Annotated in this window: 9 protein-coding genes; 6 read left to right on the top strand and 3 right to left on the bottom strand. The window is 60.3% G+C overall.

Annotated elements, in window-relative coordinates; genetic code table 11:
• Positions 1-199: 199 nt before the first annotated feature.
• Entirely contained in the window at positions 200-3,400 is a 3,201-nt protein-coding gene (locus tag BM235_RS20490) for an MMPL family transporter (protein WP_090116104.1), read from the bottom strand.
• Positions 3,397-3,888, bottom strand: coding sequence for a MarR family winged helix-turn-helix transcriptional regulator (locus BM235_RS20485; protein ID WP_369803533.1), 492 nt, complete (start codon positions 3,886-3,888; stop codon positions 3,397-3,399). The genes BM235_RS20490 and BM235_RS20485 overlap by 4 nt, the downstream gene beginning before the upstream one ends.
• Before the next feature lie 405 nt (positions 3,889-4,293).
• On the opposite strand from BM235_RS20485, the gene BM235_RS20480 reads away from it, so the two are divergent.
• The 6 genes from BM235_RS20480 to BM235_RS20455 are packed head-to-tail and all read left to right on the top strand — an operon-like array spanning position 4,294 to position 12,822.
• Complete coding sequence (locus BM235_RS20480; RefSeq protein WP_090116103.1) at positions 4,294-5,418, top strand: hypothetical protein; 1,125 nt, start codon at positions 4,294-4,296, stop codon at positions 5,416-5,418.
• 32 nt (positions 5,419-5,450) lie between these two features.
• Positions 5,451-6,989: a glycan biosynthesis hexose transferase WsfD gene (locus tag BM235_RS20475; RefSeq protein WP_090116102.1), complete on the top strand. Its 1,539-nt coding sequence runs from the start codon at positions 5,451-5,453 to the stop codon at positions 6,987-6,989.
• 29 nt (positions 6,990-7,018) lie between these two features.
• Positions 7,019-8,611 (top strand): hypothetical protein, encoded by a 1,593-nt coding sequence (locus BM235_RS20470; protein ID WP_090116101.1) that lies wholly within the window; start codon positions 7,019-7,021, stop codon positions 8,609-8,611.
• Entirely contained in the window at positions 8,608-9,858 is a 1,251-nt protein-coding gene (locus BM235_RS20465) for a glycosyltransferase family 2 protein (protein ID WP_090116100.1), read from the top strand. Before BM235_RS20470 ends, BM235_RS20465 begins: the two co-directional genes overlap by 4 nt.
• Before the next feature lie 16 nt (positions 9,859-9,874).
• The gene (locus tag BM235_RS20460) at positions 9,875-11,971 is read left to right on the top strand and encodes a cellulose biosynthesis cyclic di-GMP-binding regulatory protein BcsB (RefSeq protein WP_090116099.1); all 2,097 of its coding nucleotides are present in this window, start codon (positions 9,875-9,877) and stop codon (positions 11,969-11,971) included.
• Positions 11,968-12,822 (top strand): diguanylate cyclase domain-containing protein, encoded by an 855-nt coding sequence (locus tag BM235_RS20455; protein WP_090116098.1) that lies wholly within the window; start codon positions 11,968-11,970, stop codon positions 12,820-12,822. Before BM235_RS20460 ends, BM235_RS20455 begins: the two co-directional genes overlap by 4 nt.
• Here the strand turns inward: BM235_RS20455 and BM235_RS20450 are convergent.
• Positions 12,819-13,796, bottom strand: coding sequence for an alpha/beta hydrolase (locus BM235_RS20450; protein WP_090116097.1), 978 nt, complete (start codon positions 13,794-13,796; stop codon positions 12,819-12,821). The two genes, BM235_RS20455 and BM235_RS20450, sit on opposite strands and share 4 nt — an antisense overlap.
• Between the last annotated feature and the right edge of the window lie 421 nt (positions 13,797-14,217).

Raw genomic sequence — 14,217 nt, 5'->3', positions numbered from 1 at the left:
TGGTTGAATAACGGAACTGTAGTCCGCAACCATGTGTAACCACACCCTTTCGGCGAGAATAGCGGATCTCCTGTCCGGAAACGAGCGTCAAGCGAACAAATCGTGCGCATGGCCCGCTCCTCCACATACGAAAAAAGAAGCCCCGTCGCCGGAGCTTCTTTTCCTATACTTAACTGCACGCTTCGCAGCGCTCGCCGCTTTATGCGTCGTGCGATACCCGCCCGAGGGCGCTGTCGCCGCCGGCCGAGGCCGAACGCCGCCCCATGAACGGCCACCAGTTCGCCTCGCCGAACGTGCGCACCATGACCGGCACGAACAGCGGCAGCACGATGACCGCGTACAGGAACAGTCCGCACAGCACCATCGTCGCGATCTGGAGCAGCGACATGACGCCCGACGGCAGCATCGCCGCGAACGTGCCGCCCAGGATGAGCGCGGCGGACAGAATGACGGTGCCCATGTTCCGCATTGCCTTGAGGATCGCCTCCTGCGGCGGCAGGTTCCGGTATTCGCGGAACCGGTCCATCAGGAAGATGCTGTAGTCGACGCCGAGCGCGATCAGCAGCACGAAGCCGAAGAACGGAACGGTCCAACTCGTGCCCGAATGCCCGAGTATGCGCACGAAGATGAGCTCCGTGATCGCGAGCGACGTGTAGTACGTCCCGAGCAGCGAGATGACCAAGTAGATCGGGATTACGATCGACCGGAACATGAAGATCAGAATCAGGCCGATGCCGATCAGCATGAGCATGACCGTCCGCGAGTAGTCCGCGGAGGAGATCTCGTGCAGGTCGTTGTTGGCGCTGGTGACGCCGCCGATCTCATGCGTCGAGCCCGTGTCGTACGCCGTGCCCTTCAAACCGCGGTCGATCGCTTCCTGCAGCGGATCGATGAGCTTCATCGTTTCGAGCTCGTAAGGGTTGCCGGAGAAAATGACGTCGAACGTCGTGATCTTGCGATCCTTCGAGGCGTATACGTCCAGCGCTTGCTGGAAGTCCGCCCGCTGAATGGCGTCGGCCGGGATGAACCAGCCGCTCAGATCGCTGTCCGATGCCGAGGACAGCTCGCCGATGTAGTCTTGGGCAGACTTCAGGCCGCCCGACACCTGGTCAAGGCCGTTTACGCTTTTATTCAGCCCGCTCGTGAGCTGGCCCAACTGGTCGTTCAGCTGCGCAAAACCATCGCCCAGCTGTTGCTGGCCGTCCGCCAGCTTGTCGAGCCTGCCGGTCACGCTCGGCAGCTGCCCGATGATCTGGCCCTGCCCGTCGGCAGCCTGATCCAACCCGCTCTCTAGCTGCGCGATGCCGGAAGCCAGCTTGGCCAGTCCGGCCGATAGCTGCGCCTGGCCGTCCGCCGCTTGCGCTAGGCCCGCGTTCGCCTGCTTCAGCCCCGCCGTCGCGCCGTCCAGCTTGGCGCTGAGCTGCGACAGCCCGCCCGCCAGCTGCGAAGCATTCGACTGCAGTTGGCCGAGCGAGGCCACGGCGCGCTGGTAATCCGCGTCGGACGCCAGCTCCGGATACTTGTCGCCGAGGCCCCCGATGCCCGTGCCCAGGTCGGCGAGGCCGTCCGCCAGCGCCTTCTGCTTGGCGGCGATGTCATCGTAGCCCGCGCCGAGCTGATCGAGCCCCCCCGCCAATTGCTTATAGCTCGCCTCCAGCTTGCGGCTCGCGGCCAGCAGCTGATCGGCGCTCTTCTTCGCTTGCGCCGCGCCCTGCCGAAGCTCGCCGGCGCCCGACGTGCCGCTTTGAAGTCCCTTCTGCACCGCCTTGAGGCCGCTCTCCAGCTGCGCGATCCCGCTCTTCAGCGACTGCGTGCCCGCCACGAGCTCGTCGGCGCCTTCGGCCGCCCCGCTGAGCTTGGATGCGTTGGCGCTAAGCGACTTGCTCGCGTCGGCCAGCCCTTTCGACACCTGACCGATGCCTTCGGCGCCTTGGTCCAGTCCGCTGCCGAGCGTGTCGACCTGCGACGTCACCTGAAAATCCTTCGGCGCCTCGCCCGTCGGACGCGTCGCGCTTCGAACCGCCTTGACGCCGTCGACGCCGGCCAGCTCGCGGCTCACGCGCTCGATCATCGCGAGCCCTTCGGACGTGTCGATCGCCTTGTCGGTCTTGAGCACGACCGTCGTCGTCAGCGATTCGCCCGGCCCGAAGCTGTCCGCGATCACGTTAAAACCCTTGACCGATTCGTAGCGGTCGCCGATCTCGTCGAGCGAGTTGAAGGAGATCGAGCCCTTATAGATGGAAAGGAACGGCGCCAGCACGACCGCCAGCACGAGCAGCGACCAGAGCGGCCGTTTCAGGGAAAAGCTGCCCATGGCGCCCCAGAACCCGCTCGGCTTATGCTCCAGCGATCCGCGCGTCGGCCAGAAGATGGCTTTGCCCAGCACCGCCATAAAAAACGGCACGAGCGTCACCAGCGCGATCAGCAGCACCGCGACGCCGACCGCGACCGCGACCGCCGATTGGTACAGGCTGAACGTGGAAAATCCGATGCAGGCGAAGCCGACGAGCACGGCGAGGCCGGCATACATGACGGTTTTCCCCGCGGTCCTGTAGGTCGCCAGAATGGCCCCGACCTTGTCGCCGCCGTTGTGCGCCAGCTCTTCCTTGAACCGGCTGATCAGCAGGATGCAGTAGTCCGTGCCGATGCCGAACATGACCGCGACCATGAAGATCTGCGTGAAGTTCGACAACGGAAAATCGAGATATTTGACCAAATAGGACACGACCGACTGCGCCGCGACGTAGCTGATCCCGACGGTGAGCAGCGGGATGAACGGCGCGATCGCGGACCTGAACACGAGGAACAGAATCGCCAGAATGAAGGCGACGGTGATGTACTCCGTCTTGTGCAGTCCTTCCTGGGAACTCTGGACGACGTCCTCTTGGATGATCCAGTTACCGGTATAGTAGTGGTCGACCTTGACGTCCGAGATCGCGTCCGCAAGATCCTTGCGAACGTCGGAAAGCTCGCGGCCGCTCGCATCCACCGAGAGCAGCGCCAGCACGGTCTTGCCGTCCTTGGACACCATCTGGTCCTTGAGCTCCGCCGTGTCGAAGTGGGTCGTGACCGAGACGATGCCAAGCTTCTCCTTCTCGGCCTTCAGCTTGTCGATGCCCGCCTTGATCTCCGACATCTGCGCGTCGGTCAGCGCGGCTTCGCCATGGAAGACGAGCACGGTCGAGCTGCCGCTGCCGCCGCCTTCCCCGTCGCCCGCGCGCTGCGCGTCCCGCTCGTGGAGCAGCTCGCCCGCATGGGTCGACGTGTAGCCGTCCGGCACGGTGATTTGCCCTTTCTCCCGAACCAGATCCGCCATGTTCGGCGCCGTGAGCACCAGCCCGGCCACGACGACGAGCCAGAGCGCGAGTACCGCCCACCTGAATTTTACGATGCTTCTCATGAATCCCCGCCGCTCCTCTCCCCGGAAGCCTGGCCGCCGCTCTCCATGACGGCGCGCGCCAGCTTCTCGTAGGTCTCTATGAATTGATCGGCCTCGGCCTCGTCGAACGCCGACACGTACGCGCCGAGCAGCGATCCGATCCGCTCGTTCAGGTCGGCCGCCATCCGCTCGCCCGCCTCCGTCAGCCGCAGGTACATAACCCGCCGATCCTTGTCGTCGGGGCTGCGCACGATCAGGCTTTTGTCCACCAGACGCGACACGATCGCCGTGATCGAGCTCTTGCCCACGCAAAATACGTCGGCCAGCTCGGTCGACGTACAGTTGTCTCGCGTCCCGACGTATTGAATGATCGCGAACTGGTCCAGCGTCAGATCGCCGGGCATCTCGTCCCGCAGCAGCGCGGTCATTCGCCGGTTCACGGTGAACATGGCAGTCTTGTAACGTTCGATCAGACCGTTAAGCTTCGGTCCTGCCAGCAATAGTATCACCCTCTAATCATTCGATCGTTGAATTGTTTTATTATCGAACTATATCACTTGCCTTACACATCGTCAATTCCGCATTCACGACGTTCCGCCTTTACGACCGAATTACCAAATTGTTTAACGTTACGGAATCCAAGGTTTCATCTAAAATAATCTTTATGATAACCGAGTAGGTATAACGGATTATTTTTAAATCTATTTTCTGCACACATAATCTCTTATAACTATTCATTCGACATTTTTATACATAATAAGACTATATTCACGGTTATTTATGATTTCTAAGTTTATATTTGTCGAATCTTGAAAAGATGATTCCGAATGCCGTCGCACAGGCGGGGAGTGCATGGTAATTATTGTACAAAGCCTTGCGACCAATCGTGTCAAGACAGGAGCGATGCCACGAAAATGATGATTCGACTCATCGCCATCCTCGGCGCATGCGCAGCTATACTCGTTGCATGCGGACAGAGCGCGACACCATCGGAAGACGCGGCCAAAAAAGCGCTGCCGCCCAACCGGTACGGCGCCTCGGCGGCTCACGACGAAGGGCGCGCCGCGCTCGAAGCATTCATCGCGAACCGCATGACAGGCAGGGACGGCATCTACACGAACCTCATCGATACGGCGCAAGACGGCACAGCCGCAAGCGGCCACGAGATCCTGAGCGAGTCGTCCGGGCTCTTGATGCGGTACTACGCGCTGAGTGGACGGCGCGCGTCCTTCGAAGCGACGTGGAACCGGGCCCGCGCCGCATTCGACATGAACGCTTCGTTCAGTTACCGCTACAGCCCGCTGTCGGATCGGCGCTATCCCGTCAATGCAGCCGTCGACGACCTGCGCATCATTCGCGCACTCTACGAGGCCGGCGCCGCATTCAAGGACGCCGCTTATACGTCCGAGGCCGACCGTTACGGACAGCGTTTCTACGCCTACAACGTCAAAGAGGGACGGCTCTACGACTTTTACGACGAGACGTACAAGACGACCAACGATTTTCTGACCTTGTGTTATATCGATCTCAAGACGCTCGGGATGCTGAACCTTCCGGAAGGCGACAAGGGGCGGCTGCTCGAAAACGCCCGTCGCACGGCTGAAGGCGGCTACCTCGGCGACGCGTTTCCTTTTTACGAGACGCGCTACGATTACGGCAAGGGGGAATACGCGTCTCCCCAGGACATCCGGACCGTAGAATCGCTAGTGACGATCCTGCACTTGTCCGAGGCCGGACTTGCGCATCCGGAGAGCGTCGCGTACATCAAAAAGCAAGTTGAAGCCGGCAAGCTGTACGGCACCTACAGCCGGAACGGGGAGCCGAAGGACGATGTCCGCTCGACCGCCATCTATGCGCTCGCCGCGATGATCGGTTCAGTCGCGGGCGACAAGGAGATGTATGAACAGGCGATCGCGCGAATGAACGAGCTGCGAACGACGGGAACCGGAGGACCGCTGGACGGCGGCTTCGGCGATCCTGCCACGGGCCAGGCCTACTCGTTCGACAATTTGACGGCACTGCTGGCTTACGCTTATTAGCTTCAACCAGCGGACGGGAAGGAGAGGATCATATGAGTCGATCGGACGCGCCGGGCGCCGGCGGAATCGCCGCCTACTGGAAGCGAATCTTCAAGGCGGCGACCCACTATGCTTCTCCCGCGCTGATCGCGGCCGCCGCCGTGCTCGCCATCTCTGCAGCCGCCTTGTTCGTGAAGCCTTACGTCGGCATGGCCGATAACGGCGACTACTTCCGCATCCTCTATAGCAACGGCATTTATTTTAATGCGACTGATTACGCGGGCCAATATTTCGGCTACTTCATCAAGCACTACGGCATCTTTCAGTATTTCAATGAGAACGGCGCGACGCTATCTTCGTCCCAATCGCTGTTCGTGCGTCTGGCGCTCCGGCTTAACATCTGGTTTTTGGACGCCCGGACGTTCGATATCCGCATCCAAGCCGCGATTTATTTAATTCTTTACACTGTCGCCGTCTATATGCTGGTAGAGGCCCTAACCTGGAAGGCACCCGCGAAGCGAGGATACGCGATCGCCGCGATCGCGGTCTTTATTTTCGGCGACACGGCCTACACGGCATATTTCAACTCTTTTTACAGCGAAGCCTTGATGCTGATTATGTCGCTGTTCGTGCTGGCCTCCGGCCTGCTCATCTATCGTCGAAGATTCAACGATTATGCGATGCTTGCCGTGTTCGTGATCAGCTCGCTGCTGCTCGTCACGAGCAAGCAGCAGAACGCGCCGCTTGGCATTTTGATCGCGCTGTTCGGCATCTTCGTACTGCTGGCGCGCAGCGACCGACGCTATAGGATCAGCGCAGCCGGCGGCTTGACGCTGCTGCTCGCCGTCAGCATCGCTTCCTACGTGCTGATTCCGCAGGAATTCGTCAACATCAACAAATACCACGCCATGACCCGAGGCGTGCTGCCGGATTCGGGCGACCCCGAACAATCGCTCGAGAGCATGGGAATCGACCGCCAATATTCCTTGCTCAGCGGCTCGATCTATTACGAGCCGTATACGACGATCGACGTGAACTCCAATAAGATGCTGACCGAGTTCTACGGTAAATTTGGTTTCGGCAAGGTGCTCGCCTACTATGCGACACATCCCGATCAGGCGATACGGATGCTGAACCTCGCCGCTAAAGGCGCGTTCACGACGCGGCCGGAGACGATGGGCAATTACGAGAAATCGGAAGGTCTGGCTTTCGGCGCGCAGACGCATTTCTTTTCCTTATACAGCGTGCTCAAGAAGGCGCTGACGCCCAAAACCTTCGGCTTCATCTTCCTGTGGACGATCGTCGTCATCGGATTGTACATGCCTTCGTTCGTCTCCGCCGTCAGGACCAAAAATCGCCGGCAAGCGGTCAGGCTGCCTCTGCTGCTCACGATGATCCTTCTCGGTCTTGCGGGGATCGCGATCTCGATCGTAGGCGCGGGGGATGCGGACTTGGCCAAGCACGAGTTCATGTTCACGATCGTCTTCGACCTCGTGACCTTCATGACGGTATCCGACGCCCTGCTGGGACGTCTCTGGCGCAACGTTCCGCTGCGTCCGGACACGGCTCCTGCGGCGACTACCGCCGCCTAACCCGATCAACCAAGCGAGGAGGAAGGCTCATGCGAAAAAGCTTCGGTATCCCCCGGACTACGATGCTGATCGTGTTGGCTTTCGCGCTCGCATGCACGATCGTAACCACCGGACCCGCTTCCGCCGCGAATTCGCCCGCTTCGACTGCCGACCCGGTGCTGCTCCTCTACGACAGCTTGGCTTTATCGACTTCGCGGAAAGGCAATGTCGAGACGCTCGAACGGCTGCTTGCCGCTTATGGCGTCCCTGTCGCCGTTATGGCCTTCGACCGTTATGCCGAAGGGACGCTGAAGTCCTACCGGCGCGTCGCGATCGTACGCAATGCGCCGGACCTCTCCGCTAACGGCGCGCTTGCATCGGAATTGGCGGCTTACGATGGAGACTACCTGCAGATCGGCGGCCAGGAGCTCCCGGACCGCGTGCGAGCCGGCCTGGGTCTGAAGCTGGCCCCCGCGCCGATGGACACGATCCGTCTCGAAGCAGGGGACTACGGCCAGACGCTGTCGACGGTCGCCGACCTGGACTTGATCGCCGGGACTTCGTTCGATGCGAAGAAGTACGGCACGCTGACGTCGATGAGCGACGGAAGGCGCACGCCGTACGCCGTATCCGCCAAAGGATTCGCCTACGCCTGTTGCCTGTCCGCAGACAGCCTGACCGAGCTCGCGCTAGCCTACGTTTTAAAGGATTGGCTAAGCGCCGCCGGAGACTTCGGCGCATACGTCCTGATCAAGGAGATCTATCCCTTCTCCGATCTCGAGCTGCTGAAGACGCTCGCCGACAAGCTCTATGATGCCGGCGTGCCCTTCACGGCCAGCGTGAAGCCCGTATTTTACAATACGAACTACCCTGCGATGCAGCGTTACCTTCAGGCGCTGCAGTACGTGCAAGCCCGCAACGGCAGCATCCTCGTCGACGCGCCGGCCGTCGCCGCCACTTCGACGGTCGGCGACGGCTCGCTTCGCGGCAAGATGAGCGGCTTTATCGAGCTGCTGGCGGCGAACGGCATCGCGCCGCTCGGCATGAGCGCCAGCCTGTTCTGGACCTACGACAAGGTCTATGCCTCGCAGGGCATGACCTTTTTCGATTCGGTCTTCCTTTCGCCGAACGCGGACGGGCAGCACGTCCAGTCCACGAGCACGTCCGCAGCCTTCGCCTTCTCACCCTACGTCATGCCGTTTGCGCAATTCCAGGACTTCGAGCGTCTTAGCGTCGCGCCGCGGACGCCGCTGCCGCTGAATCTCGCCCTCTCCTTCGACCTGTTCCCGGATGCGGCGTCGATGGATGACGCCGTCGACGCGATCTCCCGCAGCTGGATTCCCTTTGCGGATCTGAAAAACGGGACGCACGCTGTACGAACGGATCGGCTGACCGTTCTGTCTTCCGGCGGCAGCCTCCTAATCGACGGCAAGCCGCTGGATATCGGCAAGCACGAGCGGGCGGTAGACGAGCATTATGCTTACACCGCAGCCGCAAAAACCAGTTTTGCCAAGCTGTTCGGCATCCAGAACCGGATTCTGATGGTGATCATCGGCGCCTCCCTGGCCGTGTTCGGCCTCTTCCTGTTCATTGGCTATCGCCGCTATCGACGAAAATTCCAATATCCTGGAGGCAGCCAATGACACCTTTTGACATCCTCATGCTCATATCGGTCATCTGCATCTGGTCGCTGCTGCTCGTGAACGTCGCGCTGATCGTCGCCGGCTATCTCTTCTATTTGCAGACGGACCGCCAGCCCGTCCCGGCGCTCCCGGATACGCCGCCGTTCGTCTCGATCATGGTACCGGCCCACAACGAGGGCGTGGTCATCGTCAAAACGGTGGAATCTCTGCTCGCCTTGAACTACCCGCACGACCGGTACGAGATCATCGTCATCAACGACAATTCCTCGGACAACAGCAGCGAGCTGCTGTCCGGCCTTCAGCGCCGGTATGCAGGCAGGAACTTGATCGTCATCAATACCGACAAAGCGACCGGCGGCAAGGGAAAATCAAACGCGCTGAACATCGGCTTCGCGCAAAGCAAGGGCGAGCTGATCGCCATCTACGATGCCGACAACACGCCCGAGAAGACTGCGCTGACCTACCTCGTCGCCGAGATCATGGCCGATGCCAAACTTGGCGCGGTCATCGGCAAGTTCCGCACCCGCAACCGGAACGCGAGCCTGCTCACGCGCTTCATCAACATCGAGACGCTCTCGTTTCAGTGGATGGCTCAGGCCGGCAGGTGGAAGCTGTTCAAGCTGTGCACGATACCGGGTACAAACTTCATTATGCGAAGGCATATTGTCGAGGACATCGGCGGCTGGGACGTCAAGGCGATCGCCGAGGACACGGAGATCAGCTTCCGGATCTACATGATGGGCTACCGGATCAAGTTCCAGCCCAAATCGGTGACCTGGGAGCAGGAACCGCAGACGGTCAAGGTATGGTTCAAGCAGCGGTCTCGTTGGGCCAAGGGCAACGTGTACGTCATCGTCAAAAATTTCCCGCTGCTTTTCAACCGCAAGGCGGCCCGCATTCGTTTCGATATTCTGTACTTCGTCGCCATCTATTTTCTGCTGGTCAGCTCGCTAATCGTATCCGATCTGCTGCTGGTCCTGCACGCGCTCGGCTACGTCAAGACGACCATCGCCGGCTTCAGCTCGTTTCTGTGGCTGCTGGCGATCACGCTTTTCGTCGTCGGCACTTACATCACGCTCACCACGGAGAAGGGCGAGATGAAGCTGTCGAATCTGTGGCTCATCATGCTGATGTACGTCACGTACTGCCAGCTGTGGATGGTCGTCGCCGCGTACGGGCTCTACAACTACTTCAAGGACCAGATCTTTAAGCGCGAGGTTAAATGGTACAAAACCGAAAGATTCTAAGCGAGGAGGAAGCCGTGTGAAAAAATGCCTCATGCTGTTCATGCTGCTGTGCCTCGCCGCTGCCGCCACCGTCCCCTATGCGGCCATCGCCGCTGAGCCGGGCGCCAATTCCGGCGCCACGTCTTACGCGACGCCGATCTCCGACACGGACACGACGCTGGACGGCAACGTGTCGTACAAGCAACAATTTTTCCAGGTCCCCGCCTATTGGAAGGTCGGGCAAGTCAAGGTCGCCTTGGACTACAAAGCCTCTCCGCTTGCGCAGAACAAGCTGTCCAGCGTCACGATCAGCGTCAACGGAACGATGATTACGTCGTTCCGTCCGGTCGCGAGCGAGAGCGCCAGACAACGAATGGTCGTCGAAGTCCCCGTCTCGGCATTGATCAAGGGTACCAACACGCTCACGATTCAGGGCCATATCGTAGCGGAGGACGGGCAAGTGCAGATTTGTACGCCGGCCTATTACGCGGATAAATGGTTCCAGATTTACAAAAGCTCCAGCATCATCGTGGGCTATTCGCCGCTCCCGCTCGCAAATTCCATCGCCGACTTCGCCGCCAGGTTCACGGGGCTGGACACGTTCGCCCGGCAGGATAACGCGATCGCCGTCCCCAAGGACGCCGATGCGTCGGAACTCGAGGCAGCCGTCTACGCGCTGTCGGGGCTCGCAAAATCCGGCGGCGCCGACTCTAAGGGCGTTCCCCTGATGGCCTACGGAATCGATGAAGACGACATCGCGGACAAGAAGCTGGTCGTAGCCGTCGCCAAGCGCGATCGGCTCCCGGCTTCCCTCCAAAAACTCGTCGCTGATGCCCCGCTCGACAATAAAGCCGTGATCCGCCTGGTAGACGCGAACGGTCGGCCGACGCTCGTCGTGACCTCGGACAATGCCGAATTACTCGTCAAGGCAGGCAGGCTGATCGGCAATGCCGACCTCCTCGCGCAACTCTCCGGCCCCGTCAAAGAAGTGACGGAGAACACGGAGATCGTCTCGCCCGTCCCCGACGTCACGAAAATCGTGAATCTGACCGATGTCGGCGATCAGATCACGGGCGCTTTCCACCGGACCAAGGATTACTACGTTACGCTGCCTGCCAACCGGTCTGTCGCCGAGGCGAGCAAGCTGAGCCTGCAGTTCCGCTATGCCAAAAACCTGGACTTCGACAGGTCGCTAGTCACCGTTCTCGTCAACGACAAGCCGATCGGGAGCAAAAAGCTCACCGATGCGCTGGCGGACGGGGACAGCCTGAACCTGACGATTCCGAAAAACATGAATCTGTCGGGCAACTTCACGATTACGGCGGCGTTCGATCTTGAAGTAAAAAACGCCTCCTGCGTGCTTCCGCAGGATCAGATGCCCTGGGCGTTTATCGATACCGATTCGGTCCTGCAGCTGAATACGAAGGACCGCACAGAACTGCTGTTCAACAACTATCCGTATCCGTTCCTGCGGGACGGCATTTACAATCAGGTCGGCGTCGTTCTGCCGGAGACGCGCGACGGCAATACGTATCGGACGATCGGCAACCTGTTCAACCTGCTGGGACAATACGCGGAGGGCAATGCCGGCGAAGTCCGCTTCTTCGGTCCGGACGCTTCCGCCGACGCGCTGAAGGATCGCAACGTCATCGCGATCGGTTCCTATGCGGACAATCCGGTTATCCGGAGCGCGAACGACAGCCTATATTTTAAGTACAACGTCGCGGGCAGCGGATTCGAATCGAACGAGAAGATGAGCATCGACGAAGATTACGGCAAGCGAATCGGCTCGCTGCAGCTGATCGTCTCTCCTTATGAGTCCGGCCACGGGCTGCTGGCGGTCACCGGCGCAGACTCCCAGTACGTCTATCTGGCCTCCAAGCTCATCGCCAATGAATCGACGATGTGGAAGGTTTACGGAGACGGCGCCGTGACGGACACAGACGGGAATATCCATGCTTACCGCTTCAAGCTGGAGGCGACGCCGGATCATCCCTCGGCGGTGCAGAGCATAATGGATCGCAGGGACGTACTCGTCTTCACGGCAGCCGCGGTCTCCGTCATCCTGCTCGTCCTCCTGTCCCTGATTCTATTGATCCGCAAGCACCGCGGGAAAAGGAGAGGAGAGCGATGAGACGCAAACAGAGCAGCCTTTTGTCGGACGGCGCCTACCTGCTCCTGTTTATTTTCTCCTTCGTCGTCATCGTCTACATGGCGGGCGACCCGGACCGTTATATGTACAATATCATCTTCCTGAACGCGGCTTTTTTGATCGCGATCATCACGTACTTCACCAATGTCACCGCGGGATTGATCCTGAACATTCTGTTCATCTTCGGCTACGGGACGTTCACGTTGTATCGGACGGTCGTCGAGGGCGCGACGGTCAGCGCGCAGAATTATGTCTGGCTGGTGCTGACCCCGCTGCTCACGCTCATCACCTGGATGATCACGGCAGCCAACCGGCGGCTGCAGGAGGACAACGAGCGGCTCCAAAAGCTGAATCAGTCGCTCGCGACCATGGACGAACACACCGATCTGAAAAACAATCTGTCGTTCCAGAAGGACGCGACGGTGTTCATGGCCTTGTCCCAACGTTATAAAATGCCGCTCACCCTGCTGATTGTCAGCGTGAAATACTGGGACGAGATCAAACGGATGATCAGCCGGGAGCAGATGACCCAGACTATCTACAACGTGAGCCAGCTCAGCCAGACCAGCATCCGGACCAACGACTCGCTGTATATGCTCAATGCCGACAATCCGACCTGGGGCATGCTGCTGTTCACGGATCGCGAAGGCGCGAACGTCGTGGTGGACAGGCTCCGGCAGCGCGCCCGGGAACTGAACGAGACGGAGGGCGGGCCTCGCTTTAAAGTAGAGCTGATCCTGAAAATCGGCGCCGTCGAATATAGCCCCGAAGAGACGCCCACCCCGCTCGAGTTCATCGCTCACGCGCGAAAACAGCTCGAATATGACGTCTAGGCTTCCCGGGAGGACATCACGCGCACGGTATCGGGACCCAGATGCCGCGCGAGAAACGCCAGCACCTCCCCCTTATAAACCTCCGGGTCCGTCGTATAAGCGGACCCGTGCTGCGCGCCCGGCACGATGAGCAGCGGCTTGTCCGCCGGCGCGGCGGCTTCGTGCAGCTTGTGGACCATCGCCGTCGGCACGAAGCTGTCGCTTCCCCCGTGGATGAACAGGATCGGCTTCTCCGCTTTGGACACCTGGCGCACGACGGACGCTTCGCCGAAGAAGTAGCCCGCTCTGATCCGGCAAACGAGGCTGGTCAGGGGCAGCAGGGGAAACGGCGGCAGCTTGTACATCCGCTTCAGCTGGTAGGTCAGAATGTCCTTCACCGAGCTGTAGGCGCAATCGGAGACGATGCACCGGACCTGAGGAGGCAGCAGCTCGCCGCTCGCCATCAAGACCGTCGCGCCGCCCATGGAGATGCCGTGCAGCACGATCTGCGCGTCCGGGCCCATCCGGCGCACGAGCTCGTCGATCCAGCGCGCGTAATCCTTGCGCTCATGCCAGCCGAAGCCGATGTAACGGCCTTCGCTGTGCCCGTGACCGCGGGCGTCCGGCATGAGGATATGGTAACCCGCCGAATGATACTCGCGGGCGAAGGCGGCCATGTCTTCGCCTTGGCCGTTGTAGCCGTGCGCCAGGACGACGGCTCGATGAGACGGCATATCCGCAGGCAGATAATGCCCGCGCAGCTTGAGGCCGTCGAACGACGCGATCTCGACCAGCTCGAACGGCTGACTGCCGTACCAAGCCGCCGCCGAATGCCAGCTGGACGCTTCGTTCTCGGGGAGGCTCGGATCGGCGCCAAGGAAAGCTTTGCTGTTCCGCGCGATGGCCACCCTGTAGAGGTATAGACAGACAAGTGCCAGCGCCAGCGCGAGCACGACGCAGACGGCGACGACGCACCAGAGAACGACATGGGTCATGCGGACGCACGGCTCCTTTCCGGTTTCGCATGAAGCGGATGAGATAAAGAGAGCCTCGTCTCCGAAGAGACGAGACTGACGTCTGTGTGGGAATGAGTAGTGCTGGGGCTAGGTGGGGCCGCACCATGCACCGCTATCGCTCGCCGGACAGCCCGGCCATGAGCCGATAGCGGTCTTTTTGACCGCTATTGCTCGCCGGATAGCCCGGCCATGGGCCAATAGCGGTCTTTTTGACCGCTATTGCCTGCCGGACAGCCCAGCCATGAGCCGATAACGGTCTTTTTGACCGCTATTGCTCGCCGGATAGCCCGGCCATGGACCGATAGCGGTCATTAGGACCGCTATTTGCCGCCAGACCGCCCAGCCATGAGCCGATAGCGGTCTTTTTGACCGCTATTGCCCGCCGGACAGCCCGGCCATG

Origin of the sequence: Cohnella sp. OV330, from assembly GCF_900112065.1 — a bacterium.
Taxonomy (GTDB): domain Bacteria; phylum Bacillota; class Bacilli; order Paenibacillales; family Paenibacillaceae; genus Cohnella.
Note: the sequence above shows the minus strand (reverse complement) of the source record. Positions and strands in the feature narration are given on the sequence as shown.

Coding starts and splice junctions, on each gene's coding strand:
- BM235_RS20490 (WP_090116104.1), bottom strand. CDS start 3,400: ATGAGAAGCATCGTAAAATTCAGGTGGGCGGTACTCGCGCTCTGGCTC.
- BM235_RS20480 (WP_090116103.1), top strand. CDS start 4,294: ATGATGATTCGACTCATCGCCATCCTCGGCGCATGCGCAGCTATACTC.
- BM235_RS20475 (WP_090116102.1), top strand. CDS start 5,451: ATGAGTCGATCGGACGCGCCGGGCGCCGGCGGAATCGCCGCCTACTGG.
- BM235_RS20470 (WP_090116101.1), top strand. CDS start 7,019: ATGCGAAAAAGCTTCGGTATCCCCCGGACTACGATGCTGATCGTGTTG.
- BM235_RS20465 (WP_090116100.1), top strand. CDS start 8,608: ATGACACCTTTTGACATCCTCATGCTCATATCGGTCATCTGCATCTGG.
- BM235_RS20455 (WP_090116098.1), top strand. CDS start 11,968: ATGAGACGCAAACAGAGCAGCCTTTTGTCGGACGGCGCCTACCTGCTC.
- BM235_RS20450 (WP_090116097.1), bottom strand. CDS start 13,796: ATGACCCATGTCGTTCTCTGGTGCGTCGTCGCCGTCTGCGTCGTGCTC.